General features: G+C 60.2%; 18 protein-coding genes. 11 read left to right on the top strand and 7 right to left on the bottom strand.

Features of this window, described 5'->3' with window-relative positions; genetic code table 11:
• Positions 1-54: 54 nt before the first annotated feature.
• A complete protein-coding gene (locus BLR92_RS03165) occupies positions 55-924 on the bottom strand; it encodes an MBL fold metallo-hydrolase (protein WP_089725389.1) in 870 nt (289 codons plus the stop codon).
• Between the two features lie 334 nt (positions 925-1,258).
• Here BLR92_RS03165 and BLR92_RS03170 point away from each other — a divergent pair, with 334 nt between their 5' ends.
• From BLR92_RS03170 to BLR92_RS03185, 4 genes are read left to right on the top strand one after another with little or no spacing between them, the layout of a single operon-like run.
• Positions 1,259-1,648 (top strand): RidA family protein, encoded by a 390-nt coding sequence (locus BLR92_RS03170; protein ID WP_089725391.1) that lies wholly within the window; start codon positions 1,259-1,261, stop codon positions 1,646-1,648.
• A complete protein-coding gene (locus tag BLR92_RS03175) occupies positions 1,641-2,699 on the top strand; it encodes a PLP-dependent cysteine synthase family protein (RefSeq protein ID WP_089725393.1) in 1,059 nt (352 codons plus the stop codon). The genes BLR92_RS03170 and BLR92_RS03175 overlap by 8 nt, the downstream gene beginning before the upstream one ends.
• Positions 2,700-2,709: 10 nt before the next feature.
• A complete protein-coding gene (locus BLR92_RS03180; RefSeq protein WP_089725395.1) occupies positions 2,710-3,873 on the top strand; it encodes a trans-sulfuration enzyme family protein in 1,164 nt (387 codons plus the stop codon).
• A gap of 45 nt (positions 3,874-3,918) precedes the next feature.
• Complete coding sequence (locus tag BLR92_RS03185; RefSeq protein WP_089725397.1) at positions 3,919-5,343, top strand: Na+/H+ antiporter NhaC family protein; 1,425 nt, start codon at positions 3,919-3,921, stop codon at positions 5,341-5,343.
• Between the two features lie 56 nt (positions 5,344-5,399).
• Here BLR92_RS03185 and BLR92_RS03190 read toward each other — a convergent pair whose 3' ends face one another.
• From BLR92_RS03190 to BLR92_RS03205, 5 genes are all read right to left on the bottom strand, one after another.
• A complete protein-coding gene (locus BLR92_RS03190) occupies positions 5,400-5,867 on the bottom strand; it encodes an Lrp/AsnC family transcriptional regulator (RefSeq protein ID WP_175488703.1) in 468 nt (155 codons plus the stop codon).
• A gap of 131 nt (positions 5,868-5,998) precedes the next feature.
• A complete protein-coding gene (locus tag BLR92_RS03195) occupies positions 5,999-6,538 on the bottom strand; it encodes a response regulator transcription factor (RefSeq protein WP_089725399.1) in 540 nt (179 codons plus the stop codon).
• 21 nt (positions 6,539-6,559) lie between these two features.
• Entirely contained in the window at positions 6,560-7,837 is a 1,278-nt protein-coding gene (locus tag BLR92_RS03200) for an ATP-binding protein (RefSeq protein ID WP_089725401.1), read from the bottom strand.
• A gap of 128 nt (positions 7,838-7,965) precedes the next feature.
• The gene (locus BLR92_RS19655; protein WP_175488704.1) at positions 7,966-8,139 is read right to left on the bottom strand and encodes a hypothetical protein; all 174 of its coding nucleotides are present in this window, start codon (positions 8,137-8,139) and stop codon (positions 7,966-7,968) included.
• A gap of 47 nt (positions 8,140-8,186) precedes the next feature.
• Positions 8,187-8,369, bottom strand: coding sequence for a hypothetical protein (locus BLR92_RS03205; protein ID WP_089725403.1), 183 nt, complete (start codon positions 8,367-8,369; stop codon positions 8,187-8,189).
• Between the two features lie 251 nt (positions 8,370-8,620).
• Here BLR92_RS03205 and BLR92_RS03210 point away from each other — a divergent pair, with 251 nt between their 5' ends.
• The 3 genes from BLR92_RS03210 (at position 8,621) to BLR92_RS03220 (ending at position 11,593) form a co-directional block, all read left to right on the top strand.
• The gene (locus BLR92_RS03210) at positions 8,621-10,210 is read left to right on the top strand and encodes a peptide chain release factor 3 (RefSeq protein WP_089725405.1); all 1,590 of its coding nucleotides are present in this window, start codon (positions 8,621-8,623) and stop codon (positions 10,208-10,210) included.
• A gap of 117 nt (positions 10,211-10,327) precedes the next feature.
• Positions 10,328-10,804 carry a large conductance mechanosensitive channel protein MscL gene (gene mscL / locus BLR92_RS03215; protein ID WP_089725406.1) on the top strand — a complete coding sequence of 159 codons (477 nt, stop codon included), beginning with the start codon at positions 10,328-10,330 and terminating at the stop codon, positions 10,802-10,804.
• 27 nt (positions 10,805-10,831) lie between these two features.
• Positions 10,832-11,593, top strand: coding sequence for a TatD family hydrolase (locus tag BLR92_RS03220; RefSeq protein ID WP_089725408.1), 762 nt, complete (start codon positions 10,832-10,834; stop codon positions 11,591-11,593).
• Here BLR92_RS03220 and ygfZ read toward each other — a convergent pair.
• On the bottom strand, positions 11,590-12,645 hold the full coding sequence (gene ygfZ / locus BLR92_RS03225) for a CAF17-like 4Fe-4S cluster assembly/insertion protein YgfZ (RefSeq protein WP_089725410.1): 1,056 nt from the start codon (positions 12,643-12,645) through the stop codon (positions 11,590-11,592). The genes BLR92_RS03220 and ygfZ overlap by 4 nt on opposite strands.
• 189 nt (positions 12,646-12,834) lie before the next feature.
• Between ygfZ and BLR92_RS03230 the strand changes: the two genes are divergently transcribed.
• The 4 genes from BLR92_RS03230 to BLR92_RS03245 all read left to right on the top strand — a co-directional run bounded on the left by BLR92_RS03230 (position 12,835) and on the right by BLR92_RS03245 (position 17,055).
• The gene (locus BLR92_RS03230) at positions 12,835-13,026 is read left to right on the top strand and encodes a hypothetical protein (RefSeq protein WP_089725412.1); all 192 of its coding nucleotides are present in this window, start codon (positions 12,835-12,837) and stop codon (positions 13,024-13,026) included.
• A 26-nt stretch (positions 13,027-13,052) separates the two neighbouring features.
• Positions 13,053-13,466, top strand: coding sequence for an OsmC family protein (locus tag BLR92_RS03235; RefSeq protein WP_089725414.1), 414 nt, complete (start codon positions 13,053-13,055; stop codon positions 13,464-13,466).
• 31 nt (positions 13,467-13,497) lie between these two features.
• Positions 13,498-15,528: an excinuclease ABC subunit UvrB gene (uvrB, locus tag BLR92_RS03240; protein ID WP_089725416.1), complete on the top strand. Its 2,031-nt coding sequence runs from the start codon at positions 13,498-13,500 to the stop codon at positions 15,526-15,528.
• Between the two features lie 369 nt (positions 15,529-15,897).
• The gene (locus BLR92_RS03245; RefSeq protein ID WP_089725418.1) at positions 15,898-17,055 is read left to right on the top strand and encodes a branched-chain amino acid ABC transporter substrate-binding protein; all 1,158 of its coding nucleotides are present in this window, start codon (positions 15,898-15,900) and stop codon (positions 17,053-17,055) included.
• Positions 17,056-17,110 lie beyond the last annotated feature (55 nt).

Consider the following 17,110-nt stretch of genomic DNA (forward strand, 5'->3'; position numbering starts at 1 on the left):
CGCCCGGTTTGACACACGCTTGTGCCCGTCGAGAGGCATTGGTCGGACACGGCGTCAGAAGTAATTGAGTGGCACCTTGAGATACACTTGGCCATTGTCCTCGGCGGGCGGCATATGTCCGGCGCGCATATTGACCTGCACCGCAGGCAGGATCAGGCGCGGCATGCTCAGAGTGGCGTCGCGCTCGGTGCGCATCCTGACGAATGCCTCTTCGCTGGTACCCTCATGAACATGAACGTTATGGGCGCGCTGTTCGGCCACGCTAGTTTGGTATTGATAGGTGTCGCGGCCCGGCGCCTTGTAGTCGTGACATAGGAAAAGACGCGTCTCGCCGGGCAGCGCCAGCACTTTCTGGATGGAATGGTAGAGAGTGCGGGCGTCGCCGCCGGGAAAGTCGCAGCGCGCCGTGCCGTAGTCGGGCATGAACAGGGTGTCGCCTACGAAGGCGGCATCACCGATCACGTAGGTCAGACAGGCCGGCGTATGGCCGGGGGTATGGATCACCCGGCCCTCGAGTTGGCCGATGCGAAGGGTATCGCCTTCCTCGAAGAGGCGATCGAACTGGCTACCGTCCCGGGCAAACTCGGTGCCGGCGTTGAAGGCCTTGCCGAAGACCTCTTGCACCTCGGAGATGTGGGCTCCGATGCCAGTTCGGCCGCCGAGCTTGTCGTGGAGATAGGGCGCCGCCGAGAGATGATCGGCGTGCACATGGGTCTCGAGGATCCACTCGACGCTCAAGCCCTCGCTCTGGACGAAGTCAACGATCTCGTCGGCGGAGTGCACGTCGGTGCGTCCGGCGGCGTAATCGAAGTCGATCAGCGAGTCGAGGATGGCGCAGGCCCTAGAGGCTGGGTCGCAAACTACATAGCTGAAGGTATTGGTAGGCTCGTCGAAGAAGGCCTTGACTATAGGCTTTATGGGCATATGGGTTGCCTCCGATAGCGACAAACGGGGTGTAAGCCGTGATGGGATCCGCGGAATATCGAGCATTATATTCCTGTAAGGAATAACGATATTCGATTTATGGATATTTTAGGGATCAAGAACGAAACTCGCAAGGTGTCCAGAGCGTCGAAAATGCGCCAAAGAAAATGAATTGGTGTGATTAAGAGAGAGGGTATAAAGAATATTCTAGGAAATAATCTTTATATAAAATTATATTCCATTCTCGGTGCAAGAAGCCTTCAACTTTGAAACCCCATTCTCTTTGCTCCCGGTTAATGTGTTCGCTGTATTCGCCAGCAAACGGATCCCGTCCATGCAAAGAAGTGTCATCTCATCTCCTAATGCACCCCGTGCCATCGGTCCTTATTCCCAGGCCATCCGCTGTGGAACGACCCTTTACGTTTCCGGACAGCTGCCGCTGGCCCCTGAGTCGATGACCCTCGTCGAGGGCTTCGAGGCACAAGCCGAGCAGGTCTTTCGCAACCTGTCCGCCGTACTGGCCGAGGCCGGTATGGACGGTCGTAACGTAGCCAAGCTGACGATCTACCTGGCGGATCTCGATAACTTCGCGGAGCTGAACGCGATCATGGAACGCCACTTCGTGGCGCCCTATCCCGCACGGGCTGCGATAGAGGTCAGCCGACTGCCCAAGTCGGCGATGATCGAAATCGAGGCAGTAGCAGTGGAGATCAGTCATGTGTGATTGGGTTCGCAACGCCATGCGGTTGCTTGACAGCGATCAGCGTCGATCCGCCGACACGCACCTTTATCTCCTGGACATTCCGGGCCTCGAGAGCGCCGGAATCGATCTCTATCTGAAGGACGAGAGCACTCATCCCACCGGCAGTCTCAAGCATCGTCTTGCCAGGTCGCTATTCCTGCATGCCATCTGCAGCGGCAAGGTCAAGGAAGGGACGCCGATCGTCGAGGCGTCTTCGGGCAGTACCGCGGTTTCCGAGGCATATTTCGCCAAGCTTCTGGGACTACCGTTCACGGCGGTCATGCCGGCCAGTACCGCATGTCGCAAGATTGAGCAGATCGAGCAGCTCGGCGGATCCTGCCACTTCGTCGAGCATTCCGCTGAGGTCTATGCAACGGCTCGGCGGCTGGCTCGTGAGTTGGGCGGCCATTACATGGACCAGTTCACCCACGCCGAGAGTGCGACCGACTGGCGAGGCAACAACAATATCGCCGAAAGCATCTTCAGCCAGATGGCGATGGAGCGTCACGCCACGCCCTATGCCGTCGTCATGAGTGCCGGTACGGGAGGAACCTCGGCGACCATCGGTCGTTATATCCGCTATTGCGGCCATGCCACGCAACTGGTGGTTGTCGACCCGGAAAACTCCGTGTTCCACGACAGCTACCAGCGCCGCGACCCGTCCCTGACGAGCGGAGCCAGCAGTCGGATCGAAGGCATCGGCCGTCCCCAGGTGGAGCCTTCCTTCCTACCCGATGTCATCGACGAGATGCTGCAGGTACCGGACGCCGCATCCATCGCCGCCATTCATTGGCTGGAGCAGCGCATGGGGCGCAAGGCCGGTGGCTCCACCGGCACGAACCTGTGGGGGGCCCTGACGATCGCCGAGCGCATGCGCAACGAGGGCCGCCAGGGCTCCATCGTCACGATGATGTGCGACGGCGGCGAGCGCTACCTGGATACCTATTACGATGCGGACTGGATCCAGAGCCAGTTCGGTTCCTTGGTTCAGCCGACCGAATGGCTGAACGGCTTTCTCAAGCCTCACTCATAGGAGATGGATCATGCAAGACAACGAGGTGAGTAGTTTCACGACGCGTACCGTGCACGGCGGCGACCAGCGAAGCGTCGCTGATAACGCCATCTTTCCGGCCATCGTGACCTCGAGCTCTTTCGCCAAGCGGGGCCTGGACGATGTTCCCGACTATGCCTATGGCCGGGTCGGCAACCCGACGCGACACGCCTACGAGAGTTGTCTCGCCGAGCTGGAAGGCGGCAGCGGGGCCATCGCCTGCGCCTCCGGCATGGCGGCCACCAATGCCGTGCTGGAGCTGTTGCCCAAGGACTCCCATATCCTGGTCATGGCCGGCGTCTACGGCGGTACCTTCCGGCTGATCGAGGATTATCGCGGACGCACTGCGGGACTCGAGGCCAGCTATGTCGATCTCAACGATATTGCCGCGTTGCGGGAGCAACTGCGCGACAATACTCGTTTGATCTGGATCGAGAGCCCCACCAACCCCTTGCTGGAGTTAGTCGATCTGGAGCGCGTCGCGCGGTTCGCCAGGGACCATGGCCTTCTCACCTGTATCGACAACACATTCTGCTCGCCCTGGAACCAGCGTCCCATCGAGTTCGGTATCGACCTGGTCATGCACTCCGCCAGCAAGTACATCGGCGGTCACTCGGACCTGATCGGCGGCATCGTGGTGGCCGCCGATACCGAGCGCCTGGGAGAGCTCAGATCCGTCGCCATGGCGACCGGCTCTATCCAAGGGCCCTTCGATTGCTATCTGGCGCTGCGCGGCCTGAAGACACTCTCGCTGCGCATGGAGCGCCAGGCTGCAAACGCCGAGACCCTGGCGCGCTTCCTTGCCGAGCATCCTCGAGTCGAGGCGGTGTTCTACCCCGGCCTGGAAAGCCACCCCCAGCATGAGCTGTGCAGGCGCCAGATGCGGAGTGGCGGGGCGGTGGTCTCGATGAAGCTCAAGGCGCCGCGCGAGGCGTTCGACACCTTCCTCGGCAAGCTGAAGTTGTTCGTGCTGGCCGACTCCCTGGGCGGTGTGGAGAGCATGATCAACCATTCCTACAGCATGTCCCACGGCTCTTTGAATCATGAGCAGAAAGCGGCCCAGGGCATCAGCGAAAACCTGTTCCGACTGTCCGTGGGTATCGAGGATATCGAGGATCTCATCGCAGAGCTCGATCGCGCACTGCGAGCCCTCTGAGAGCGCCGATATTCCCACATAAAACGTACTGCAAGGACAACAACAATGCATGAATATGGTATATGGTCCGTTATACCTCCGGTGCTGACGATCATTCTGGCGATCACCACACGGCAGGTCATCCTGTCCCTGTTGATGGGCATCCTGTTGGGGTTTTTGGTGCTGGCCGATTTCCAGCTTGGCGCGGCGCTGGCGGCCGCCTCCCAGGGACTGGTCGATGTCTTCAAGTCCGACAGCTCTGCCAAGGTCCTGTTATTCGGCTTAATGGTCGGTGCCGTCATTCATTTGGCAAAGGTCACCAGGGGCATGCAGGGCCTAATACTGTTGCTCACCGAGCGCACTCGGCTGGTACGAGGGCCAGTCACCTCTCAAGTGCTGGGTATGTGTCTTGCCGGCCTGATCTTTATCGAGAGCAATACGTCCCTGCTTACCGCAGGGACAGTCACCCAAAGCCTAGGCAGTCGCTACCGGGTCTCGCGTGAGCAACTGGCCTACGTCATCCGCAATACTGGGCTGAGCGTCTGGTCGTCTGTGATCTTCAACGGCTGGGGAGCCGCGATGATGGCGATCATCGCCGCGCAGATCCAACAGGGCTTTATCTCTGGCAGCCCTGTCGCCATATTGGCCCACTCAATTGTCTACAATGTCTTCGCCTGGGTTTCGCTGGCATTCATATTGGTCAGTATCTTTACTCGGTTCGCTTTCCCAGGGATGCGCAGGGCCAATTCGCGCGCCGCCGCTGGCGTGGAATTGCGCGAAGGGGCCACTCCACTGATCGATGATGAGGAGCCTAGGCACAAGGAATGCCTACCCAGCGCCTCAAACCTCCTTGTTCCCTTGCTGGCGATGATCGCCACAGTGCCGGTAGGGCTCTACATCACAGGAGACGGAGCGTTCAACGCCGGCTCCGGGGCAACCTCGGTGCTCTGGGGAGTATTGGTCGGTCAGTTGGCCGGAGCGGTGCACTATATCTTCATCAAGCGGTTATTAACGATCAATGAGTTCTTCAACGAGCTTCTGGAAGGCTACAAGAGCATGATTCCGCTGGCCGTGATCATGACACTGGCCTTCATGATCGGCACTATCGCCGGTGCGCTCAACGTGGGAGGCTATATCGCCGGGCAGGTCGACGCCTTCATATCGCCGAGTTTCGCCGCTGCTCTGATCTTCGCTATTGCCTGTGCCATCTCGCTGTCGACGGGGACTTCCTGGGGCACCTTCTCGATCATGATTCCGATCGGCATCCAGGTTGCCGTGTCCTTGGGCGCCGACCCATATCTGGTGATCGGCGCTGCGATTTCCGGCTCGATCTTCGGCGATGCCGTCTCACCGATCAGCGATACCGGCATCGTGACTTCCATGGCCACCCGCAACGATCTCATGGATCATATCCGCACCCAACTGCCTTATTGTTTTGCGGCGGGGCTGGTCACTCTGGCTATTTTCATGGTGATCGGGCTCTTGTGGTAGCGTCCTGCTAATTATGCTTGAGCGGACCCCCATGGCCCGCTAGGGGCCATGGGGAGTCAGGAAATGGGGAGGGCCGTGGTGTACTTGATCTGTTCCATGGCGAAATTGGAACTGATGTCGCTCAGCCCCTCCGTGCTGTCGATCAGCTTCTTGTAGAAAGCGTCATAGGCCGTGATGTCGCTGACCACGACCCTTAGCATGTAGTCCCATTCGCCTGACATGCGATAGAACTCCACCACCTCCTCGAACCGCATCACCGTCTCGGCAAACGTCTCCAGCCAGCCTCTGTCATGGCGTTGCGTCTTGATTTGCACGAACACCGAGAGGCCAAGCCCCAGCTTCTCGGGATCCAACAGAGCCACCCGACCGCGGATATAGCCATTCTCTGTCAGGCGCTTCACCCGCTTCCAACATGGGGTGGTCGAAAGATTTACCGCCTCGGCGAGTTCTTTGATGGAGAGCGCCGCATCGCGCTGCAAGAAAAAGAGAATATGACGATCGAAACCATCCAATTTGGAAGGCATAATTCTTCCTGTTTCGTAAAATAATCAGAATTATAATCCTTTTTAGAAATAGCCATGTACCCGTCGGGCCCTGACTTTATCTTTATGGTTGTAGGTAATAGGCCACGAGATCGAGGCGCGAAGCGCCGTACTTACCTTCTGACCGGCCGCTTCTGTAGTTTGCGTTGCAGCGTGCGGCGGTGCATCCCCAGCGCGCGGGCGGTCGCGGAAATGTTGCCATCGTTTTCCTGAAGTACCTTCTGGATATGCTCCCAGGTCACGCGATTGATCGACGGTGGGTTGTCGGCTATGTCGATATCCGGATCGCCGCCTTCGCGCCCGAAGGCGGTGAGTATCTCGTCGGCGTCGACGGGTTTGCACAGATAGTTCGCCGCGCCCAGTTTGATCGCCTCGACGGCCGTTGCGATGCTCGAATAGCCGGTCAGCACCACCACCCGGCAGTTGGGAACAATGGCCAGTAGCTCGGGCAGCAGCTTGAGCCCCGAGGTATGCTCGAGCTTGAGATCCAGCGTCGCCAACTGCGGCGGCGAGCGGCGTACCTGGGCCAGCGCTTCATCGGCATCGTGCGCTACCGTGACCTCGAAGCCGCGCCGCGTCAGCGCGCGCTGCATGACATGGCAGAACATCTCGTCGTCGTCGACGATCAGCAGTCGTTGTGGGGTGGTTTGCATAACATCCTCTTGCAAGCTCTCTTACAGCCCCTGACCCGCCAGAAAGCGGGGCAGCTTGACTTCGGTCAGGGTGCCGCCTTCCTCGTGATTGTACAGGCTTACGCCACCGCCGAAGCGATTGATGGTGGCGTGGGTCAGGAACAAGCCGATGCCCATCCCCTTGCTCTTGGTCGAAACGAAGGTATCGCCCAATTGGTCGGCAATCGACATGGTTACGCCCGGGCCATGGTCGCGAATGTCGATGATCACTTCATCGTTGGTCCAGTCGAGGTTGATGACGATATTCTCGGGATTGGCGTCGGCGGCATTGTTGAGCAGGTTCATCAGCGCCTGCTCGAGCGTCGCGTCCACCGCCAGCCAAGGCGTGCCGCGTTTGCCGGGGCTCTCGATACGGTGGGTGACATCGGGGCGCAGCACCAGCCAGCGCTGCACGACCTGGGCCAGCCATTGTTCGGCCGGGCGAGGTTCGGGCTCGGCCAGGCGGCGGCGGTCGGCGCTGGCCACCAGGTGCTGCAAGCGCGACTTGCAGGTATCGACCTGCTGGCGCAATAGATCGATATCGGCTGCCAGGGCCGAGTTGTCGTCGGTGTCCTGGCGCATTTCCTTGAGCAGCACGGCCATGGTCGACAGCGGTGTGCCGAGTTCGTGCGCGGTGCCGGCGGCCTGGGTGGCCACCGCCAGTATCTGCTCGTTACGCAGCGCCGCCTCGCGGGTACGCGACAGGGTCAGGTCACGGCGGCGCAGCGCATAGGCCATCTTGAAGATGAAGAAGGTCACCAGCCCCGCCGACAAGCCGAAGGTCAACCACATGCCCAATACATGCAGGTTGATCCCGATGTCCATCAGGCCCTGGCTCAACTGGGGGATCGGCTGATAGAACACCATGAGGAAGGTGTAGCCGGCCATGGCGGCACTGGCGATGATCCAGGCATACAGCCAGGGCAGGGTAGCGGCGGCGATGGTCACCGGAACCAGATAGTAACTGATGCAAGGATTGGTCGAGCCACCCGTGTAATAGAACAGCAGTGTCAGCCCGGCGATATCGGCCAGCAGGTGTAGCAGATATTCGGTATCGGTGACCGCCCGTGGGCGCTCCAGCCGCCACCAGGTGCCGACGTTGATCAGCGCCATGGCGATGATCACGCTGATCACGGGGGTGATTTGCACCTGGAAGTCGAGGACTGCGATGCCGAAGACGATCGCGGCAAGAAAGCCGGTCCAGGTAATGCCGCGTACGAAGGTCAGGCGTACCAGATTGCGATTGGGTGTGGACAGCGGCAGGGGTAGCGGCTGGTGCATGACGGCTCCGACGGGGTGGCCCACGCCATGATAACCGATGTTGTAGCTTCGCTCAGGCCCGCCATCGAAGTTAGAAATCGAGGCTGTACCTTGCCGCTGCGGTCATTGAGTTTCCAGTTCGCGAGTCGTCAATCGCGACCGTGGCGAATTTCGAGATCGCCGGCCTGGCGCTGTGCCTCGCCCTGTGAAGCGTGAGTGGAAACCACACGATTGTCGTCGTGGGTGTCGATGATCTTCCAACCCGTGACCTTGTTCTCGTCGTGCTCGTCGAATACGTTCACGACCACATAGCGCTCGCTCATCGTCGATGTTCCTTTTCCTGGTATTGCGAGAAGTAACGGCAAGGCTTCTATTCAGTGGGGTGGCGGTCTTTTCGCGGGTCGTCACCGGCGGCGTCGGATATGTTCATCTCGGTTTGCTGGCGATAATCCTGCTTGGATTCGCTGTCGCTTTCGGCCATGGCGGTCATGGGAAGCAGGGCGGACAAAACGACCGCTGCAATCATTGAAAACAATTTGCCAAGAATTCGCATTAGCTACCTCTCCTTCAGTCGATTTTTCTATTAGCACGCTAACAATATAGTCGGTAAAACGGCATCTGTCAGGTGACTTGCCGGCGCATGCAATCCCTGCGCTGAATACACAATGCTACGTCCCGTCGCGCAGGTAAAGCATCACGGCGCTACACTACATCGACCGCAATGTTTACAATCCCCGCCAGAATACACTTCCCCCAGCCTGGGCCATGTCGCGCCGGCTGAGTACAAACTAGCGATGTCGCTCAATGCCAGATAGCCAAATTGCCCACAATGCCGGGCTCAGACGTACCTTCGCGATCATTTCGCACCCCGACGCGGGCAAGACCACCATCACCGAGAAGCTGCTGCTGTTCGGAAACGCTATCCAGATGGCCGGCTCGGTGAAGAGTAAGCGCAACGAGCGCCATGCCACCTCCGATTGGATGAAAATGGAGCAGGAGCGGGGCATCTCGGTGACCACTTCGGTGATGCAGTTTCCCTACAACGGGCGCATCGTCAATCTGCTCGATACGCCGGGCCACGAGGACTTCTCCGAGGATACCTATCGCACCCTGACCGCGGTGGACTCGGCGCTGATGGTCATCGACGGCGCCAAGGGCGTCGAACAGCGCACCATCAAGTTGATGGAAGTCTGCCGCCTGCGAACCACGCCGATCCTGACCTTCATCAACAAGATGGATCGCGACACGCGCGACCCCATCGAGGTGATGGACGAAGTCGAAACGGTACTTGATATCCAATGTGCGCCGATGACCTGGCCGATCGGCATGGGCCGCCACTTCAAGGGCGTCTACCACCTGTATAACGATGTCATCCATCTCTACAAGCAGGGCCAGGGCAATCGCATTCCCGACGATGTGCGCATCGAAGGGCTCGACAACCCCGAGGTCGACGAAGTGCTAGGTGCCGAGCAGGCCGAGGAACTGCGCATGGAGGTCGAACTGGTGCGTGGCGCCTCGCATGAATTCGATCTCGAGGCGTATCGGCGTGGCGAACTGACGCCGGTGTATTTCGGCACAGCGATGGGTAACTTCGGCGTGCGCGAAATGCTCGATGGCTTCGTCGAGTATGCCCCGGCGCCGCAGCCGCGCGACACCGACACGCGCGAGGTGAGCGCCGAGGACGAGCGCTTCAGCGGTTTCGTGTTCAAGATCCAGGCCAACATGGACCCCAAGCATCGCGATCGCGTGGCCTTCCTGCGCGTGTGCTCGGGCAAGTACGACAAGAACATGAAGATGCGCCACGTGCGTATCGGCAAGGACGTCAAGATCGCCGACGCACTGACCTTCATGGCCTCGGATCGCGCCCATGTGGAAGAAGCCTGGCCCGGCGATATCATCGGTCTGCATAACCACGGCACCATCCAGATCGGCGATACCTTCACCGTGGGCGAGGAGATGCGTTTCACTGGTATTCCGCACTTCGCGCCGGAGCTGTTCAAGCGCGTGCGCCTGCGTGACCCGCTGAAGATGAAGGCGCTGCAGAAAGGCCTGCAGCAGCTCTCGGAAGAGGGCGCGACCCAGGTGTTCATGCCGCTCGACAACAACGACCTGATCGTCGGTGCCGTCGGCTCGCTGCAGTTCGACGTGGTCGCCCACCGGCTCAAGGAGGAGTACAAGGTCGATTGTCTGTATGAAGCGGTGAACGTGCAGACCGCGCGCTGGGTGTATTGCGATGACGCCAAGAAGCTCGATGACTTCAAGCGCAAGGCGAGCCTCAACCTGGCGCTCGACGGCGGCGGCTATCTCACCTATATCGCGCCGACGCGGGTCAACCTGCAGATGACCCAGGAGCGCTGGCCGGAGATTCGCTTCAATGCCACCCGCGAGCATTGAGACTTGCCGGATGCCGCTAGCTGACACATTCTTGCCGAGTGCGGAGCGTTTCGGGTGGGCGACGCCTTACATGAGGTAACGCGTTAGAGCCTGCCCGCTTCAGGGGAGAGAGCGCGCATGGCATCGAAATTTCTCGACGAATTTCGCGAATTCGCGGTCAAGGGCAACATGGTCGACATGGCCGTGGGCATTATCATCGGCGCGGCGTTCACTGCTATCGTCAATAGCTTGGTCAAGGATATCTTCACGCCACTGATCGGGCTGGCCACCGGTGGCATGAATTTCACCAATCTGTTCTGGGTCTTGAAGCCGGGGGCCGAGGGCGCGCCCTACACGACCCTGGCCGATGCCCAGGCCGCCGGCGCGGTGACCGTCAACTACGGCCTGTTCCTGAACGCCATGTTGTCCTTCGTGATCGTGGCGTTCGTCACCTTCCTGCTGATCCGTAACATCAATCGTCTGAGAAGGCGCTACGAGGAGCCCGACCCCGTCGCTGCGCCGACGACCAGGAGCTGCCCTTTCTGCGTGACCCAGATTCCCTTGCAGGCGACGCGCTGCCCGGCCTGCACGTCGGCGCTCTCCGAGGCGTCCTGACACCCTGCCAAGGAGTCTATCGCAAGGATGTTGATCGACGCCCATTGCCACCTCGATTTCGAAGCCTTCGATGACGACCGCGAGGCGATGTTCGAGCGTGCCCGCGACGCCGGTGTCGGTCACTTCGTGGTGCCCGGCACCACGCGCAAGCGCTGGCCGGCGGTTGCCGAAGTCGCGCGTCGCAAGGACGTCAGTCTGAGTCTCGGGCTGCATCCCTATTTCATGCATGAGCATCAGCAAGGCGATCTTGAAGCGTTGGAGCGGATGCTCGACGCGCATCCCGAAGCCGTGGCGTTGGGCGAATGCGGCATCGATGCGCGTTTCGAGGAGACGCTGGAAGCGCAGTGGAAGCTGCTCGACGCGCAGTTGAGAATCGCCAAGGCGCGCGGTCTGCCGGCTGTGATTCATTGCGTGCATGCCAACGACAAGCTGGCCAAGCGGCTTCGCCAACTCGACTTGCCGGTGGGTGGGCTGGTTCACGCCTTTGCCGGTAGCCCGGAGCAGGCCAGTCGGTTTCTCAATTTGGGGTTCGTGGTGGGGCTGGGTGGCGCGACGACGTTCGAGCGCGCCAAGCGTCTACAGCGTGCGGTAAGGGCGCTACCCGACGACGGCTACGTGCTGGAAACCGATAGCCCCGACATGCCGCTGGCAGGTTTTCAGGGCCGGCGTAACGAGCCCGCCAGGGTCAGGCTGGTGTGCGAGCGAATCGCCGAGCTGCGCGGACAGAGCGTCGCGCGGGTGGCCGAGCACAGCACGGCCACTGCGCGGCGTCTGTTTGGGTTGAGCTAGGCGGTTTCACCGCCGCTGACCATGGTCTCCGGGTCGAGACGCTCGAGCGGGTAGGGTAGTTCGAGAAGCTCGAGGCGCTGCTCGCCGACATGCGGTGGCTCACTGATCTCGCGCGTCGTCATCACGGCGAGTATCTCGACCTGGCCATCGGCATCGTGGGCGGCGGCGAAAGTCTCGCCCCGGCTTTTGCCTTCGGCATCGACGACCGGGCTGCCGATATCCGGTAGGGCGTTGCCGTCGAGCTGACCGCGAACCAGGCGCTTTTTCACCTGGCCACGGAAGTGCGCGCGCGCGACGACTTCCTGGCCGGTATAGCAGCCCTTCTTGAAGCTGATGCCACCCAGCGCTTCCCAGTTGACCATCTGCGGCAGATAGCTGTCCTGGTGCGCCGCGTTCAGCCAGGCAAGCCCTGCCTGAATGTCATGCAATTGCCAGATGGCGTTGCCGACCGGCGCGGCATGACGGGCCAGGGTATCCCACACATCGCGAGCCTCGGCTTGTGGCAGGCAGAGCGCGAAGCGCGGGCATTGCCCCGGGTGACGCAGCACGACAGTGTCGCCACGTGCGATTTGCTGCCAGGTGGTCGGTGGGGTCATGTCGAGGTGGGTTTCGATCAGCGTCGGCGCAGCGTGGCCGATCAGGCCGATAATCGCCAAATCATCGCGCGGGCTCAGCTCGGCCTTGTAGAAGGCCGCGAACTTGGCCAAATGCACGCGCAGCGGCTCGAGCAGATCACGATCGAGCAGTAGCCAGTAGCGCTGCTCGGCGATACGCAGCAACTGGGCATTGGCGAGCATGCGCCCCTTGGCATTGCAGAACGCGGTCGGCGCGGCGAAGCTGCCGTTGGCCAGGCTGAGCTGAGCGCTGGTCTGGCCTTGCAGGAAACGCTCGGCATCGGCGCCGGCGACCTCCAGCACGGCGAGGTGGGCCAGCGGCGACACCACGCTTTCACTTTGAGCCAGGCGTGCCTGCTCGGGCGTGTCGAAATCCACTTGCCGGTCGTCGATGCGCTGGGCGCCGGCGTGTTGCAGGTGAGCATTCCAGTCGGTCATGTGAGCTCCATTGCGGCGCGAAACGGTTTCCATTACAGCTTGAAAACGATTGATGCAGGGTATGGGGCCAGCTACCCCGTATTGCAAGGACGCAGCGCTGGACGTGCCCACCGGCACGACCGAGTTGCGGGCAGCGTGCTAAACTGCGATTTCCCATTTTAGCGATTTTGCCACTATGGAGTTGACGGCATGGCGCATGTCTCGCTCACTTTCGAGGGCGTCGAGAACGCCGACCAGATCAACCGACTGACGACGGCGTTGATGATGGTCGAGGGCGTGGATAGTGTCGAGGTTCACCGTTATGGCGCCGAGGTGCAGGGGCACGCACGCCGTGAAGCCCTGATCGCAGCGGCGAAGAAACTGGGCATCGAGGCGCATTGATAAACGCCACCACAGGGAGCGAGCCGATGACTATCAAGGTACAGAGTGTCGATCGCGATGGCCTGCGTCAGCGTGTCGAAGTCGAAGGATTCGAGACCCTGTTTCTCGATGCCCCACAAATCGTCGGTGGCGAGGGCAGTGCGCCGGATCCGCACGATCATCTCGATCTGGCGTTGGGTGCCTGCAAGGCGATTACCGCGCAGATGTATGCGCGTCGCAAGGGCTGGCCACTGACTGGCGTGAGTGTCACGGTCGCTCGTGATGACAGCCAGGAACGCCACGGCATCTACCGCCTCGATGTGAGTCTCGACTTCCAGGGCATCGACGATGCCGGACAGCGCGCCCGGCTCGCCGAGATTGCCGATCGTTGCCCGATTCACCGGCTGATCACGACGTCACAGGTGGAAATTACCACTGCCGCGACCTCGGTCGACGCTTGAACTTTTCCTTTTTCGGGGTCATCTCAGGCGCATGAACAAATCCTTCCGCATCGTTTCCAAATATCGCCCCGCAGGCGATCAGCCGACGGCTATCGAAAGTCTGGTCAAGGGCCTCGATGCCGGGCTGGCGCACCAGACCCTGCTCGGCGTGACCGGCTCGGGCAAGACCTTCACCATGGCCAACGTGGTCGAGCGGCTGCAGCGCCCAACCATCGTCATGGCGCCGAACAAGACCCTGGCGGCGCAGCTCTATGGCGAGTTCAAGTCGTTTCTGCCCGACAATGCCGTCGAGTACTTCGTCTCCTACTACGACTATTACCAGCCCGAGGCCTATGTGCCGTCGTCGGACACCTTCATCGAGAAGGATGCGTCGATCAACGAGCACATCGAGCAGATGCGTCTGTCGGCGACCAAGGCGCTGCTCGAGCGTCGCGATGCGTTGATCGTCGCCTCGGTATCGGCGATCTACGGTCTCGGCGACCCCGATCAGTACCTGAAGATGCGCCTGCACTTCAACCGCGGCGAGATCATCGACCAGCGCTCGTTCCTGCGTCGTCTCGCCGAGTTGCAATACACCCGCAACGACATGGATTTCCGACGCGGTACCTATCGTGTGCGTGGCGATGTGATCGACATATTCCCGGCCGATTCCGAGGAAGAGGCGGTGCGCGTCGAACTGTTCGACGACGAGATCGACAGCATCAGCCTGTTCGATCCGCTCACCGGCGAGGTGCGCGGCAAGGTGCCGCGCATGACGATCTATCCGAAAAGCCATTATGTGACCCCGCGCGAGACGATCATCGCGGCCGTCGATTCGATCAAGGCGGAACTCGTCGAGCGCCTCGACTGGCTGCGCAAGAATGACCGGCTGGTCGAGGCGCAGCGCCTGGAGCAGCGCACGCTCTACGATATCGAGATGATGCTCGAGCTGGGCTACTGCAACGGCATCGAGAACTACTCGCGCTATCTATCGGGCCGCAAGCCCGGCGAGCCACCGCCGACGTTTTTCGACTACCTGCCCGCCGATGCGCTGCTGTTCATCGATGAATCGCACGTTAGCGTGCCCCAGGTCGGTGGCATGTACAAAGGCGACCGTTCGCGCAAGGAGACCCTGGTCGAGTATGGGTTTCGGCTGCCCTCGGCACTCGACAACCGGCCGATGACATTCCAGGAATGGGAGCGAGTCAGCCCGCAGACGGTGTTCGTGTCGGCGACGCCGGGGCCCTACGAAGCCGAGCATGCCGGCCAGGTCGTCGAGCAGGTGGTGCGTCCCACCGGGCTGGTCGATCCCGAGGTCGAAGTGCGCCCGGCGTCTACCCAGGTCGACGATCTGCTCTCCGAAATCCGTCTGCGCAGCGCGGTCGGCGAACGGGTTCTGGTGACCACGCTGACCAAGCGCATGGCCGAGGATCTCACCGAGTACCTGGATGAACACGACGTGCGGGTGCGCTATCTGCACTCCGATATCGACACTGTGGAGCGGGTCGAAATCATCCGCGACCTGCGACTGGGCAAGTTCGATGTGCTGGTCGGCATCAACCTGCTGCGCGAGGGGCTGGATATTCCCGAGGTCTCGCTGGTGGCGATCCTCGATGCCGATAAAGAAGGTTTCCTGCGCAACGAACGCTCGCTGATTCAGACCATCGGCCGCGCCGCGCGTAACGCCAGCGGCAAGGCGATCCTCTATGGCGACCGGGTCACCGACTCGATGCGCCGGGCCATCGACGAGACCGAGCGTCGTCGCAGCAAGCAGCTCGCCCACAACGAGAAACATGACATCACGCCGCGCACGGTGACCAAGTCGGTGGCGGACATCATGGAGGGCGCTCGGACGCCAGGCAAGAAGGGCAACCGGCGTGGCAGTGAGCGCAAGGCGGCCGAAACGGTGGGCGAGTATGATTTCGACGATCTCAAAACGATGTCGATCGACGATCTGACCCGCGCCATCGGCAAGCTCGAGGACGCCATGTACGAGGCCGCGCAGAATCTTGAATTCGAAGAGGCGGGGCGACTGCGCGATCGCGTGCACACGCTCAATGCGCGCCTGATAGAACTCAAGTAAGCGCGAGCAAATTCGCGTTACTGCCCGATCCGGTAAGCCATGTTTTTGAAAATGCCGCTTTTGAAATCCATGCTCCTGAGCGATCCACGGTCTTTCGAGAGGATCCTCTGCTTGCGCATTTAAAAAGCGTTTATTGGCCGCTTTTTATGCTTGCTGCTTAGTTAATGACTGGGTTTTTTTAAATTTTCTGGTTTTGTTGCTGTTCTTGGCTTTCTGTTTGGAATATTCCACCATAAAAAGCCATTGAGGCGGCGTGAATGCGACGTTAGCCGCGCTTTACAGGCAGCCTCGAGAGCGCCAATAATAATCTCGAACAGCCGCTTGAAATGCGGTGTTTTTTCTTAAAGATAACAAAGAGATGGAACCACCATGAAAAAAGTGATGCGCAAGTCGCTGTTGGCTCTGGGGGTTAGTGCGGCAGGGTTGGTCAGCATGTCTGCTCAGGCGGATATCCCGATTGCCATAGCAGGGCCTGTTACTGGTCCCGTTGCCCAGTACGGTGATATGCAGACCATCGGTGCCAAGATGGCCATCGAGCAGATCAACAAGGCCGGCGGCGTTAATGGCGAAATGCTCAAGGGTGTTATCTACGATGACGTTTGCGAACCCAAGCAAGCCGTCGCCGTCGCCAACCAGATCGTCAACGATGGCATACAGTTCGTGATTGGCCATCTATGCTCCAGTTCCACTCAGCCGGCCTCGGACATCTATTACGAGGAAGGCATTCTGATGATCTCCCCGGCATCCACTAACCCGGCGATTACCGAGGCCGGTTACGACACGATCTTCCGCACCATCGGTCGTGACGATGCCCAAGGCCCGGTGGCAGGTACGTTTATCGCCGAGCAGATCAAGCCCGAGCGCATGGCGATCATCCATGACAAGCAGCAATATGGCCAGGGCGTCGCCACGGCAGTGAAGGAAACCGTCGAGGAAGCCGGCATCAATGTGGTGGTGTTCGAAGGCATCACCGCAGGCCAGCAGAATTACTCCTCGCTGATCTCCAAGCTCAAACTCAACAATGTCGATTTCGTTTATTACGGCGGCTATCACCCCGAGCTAGGGCTGATCCTGCGCCAGTCCGCCGAGTTGGGTCTGGATGCCCAGTTCATGGGGCCTGAAGGTGTCGGCAATCCGGATATTTCCAAGATTGCCGGTGAGGCCTCCGAAGGACTATTGGTCACGCTACCCAAAGCCTTTGAAACCGATCCCGCGAACGCCGATCTGGTCGCGGCCTTCGAAGCCAAGGATCAAGATCCCTCCGGCCCCTTCGTCATGCCGGCTTATACCGCCGTGCAAGTCATAGCTGAAGGCATGGAGGCTACCGACTCGACAGACCCGTTCGAGGTGGCCGAGTATCTGCACGAAAACACCTTCGACACGCCGATCGGTAAAGTCGATTTCGACGAGAAAGGCGACCTGGAGGAATTCGAGTTCGTCGTCTACCGCTGGCACGCCGATGGCACCAAGACTCCGGTCAATACCGACAAGGCACAGACCGGTTCCGAAGAGACCGCGACCGAATAAGCCAGTGCCTCGTTCGGTTCGACAACGTCCCACCGTCGCTTGAGGCGACATCGAC

It is taken from the genome of Modicisalibacter muralis (genome assembly GCF_900102945.1).
In the GTDB taxonomy this organism is placed as follows: domain Bacteria; phylum Pseudomonadota; class Gammaproteobacteria; order Pseudomonadales; family Halomonadaceae; genus Modicisalibacter; species Modicisalibacter muralis.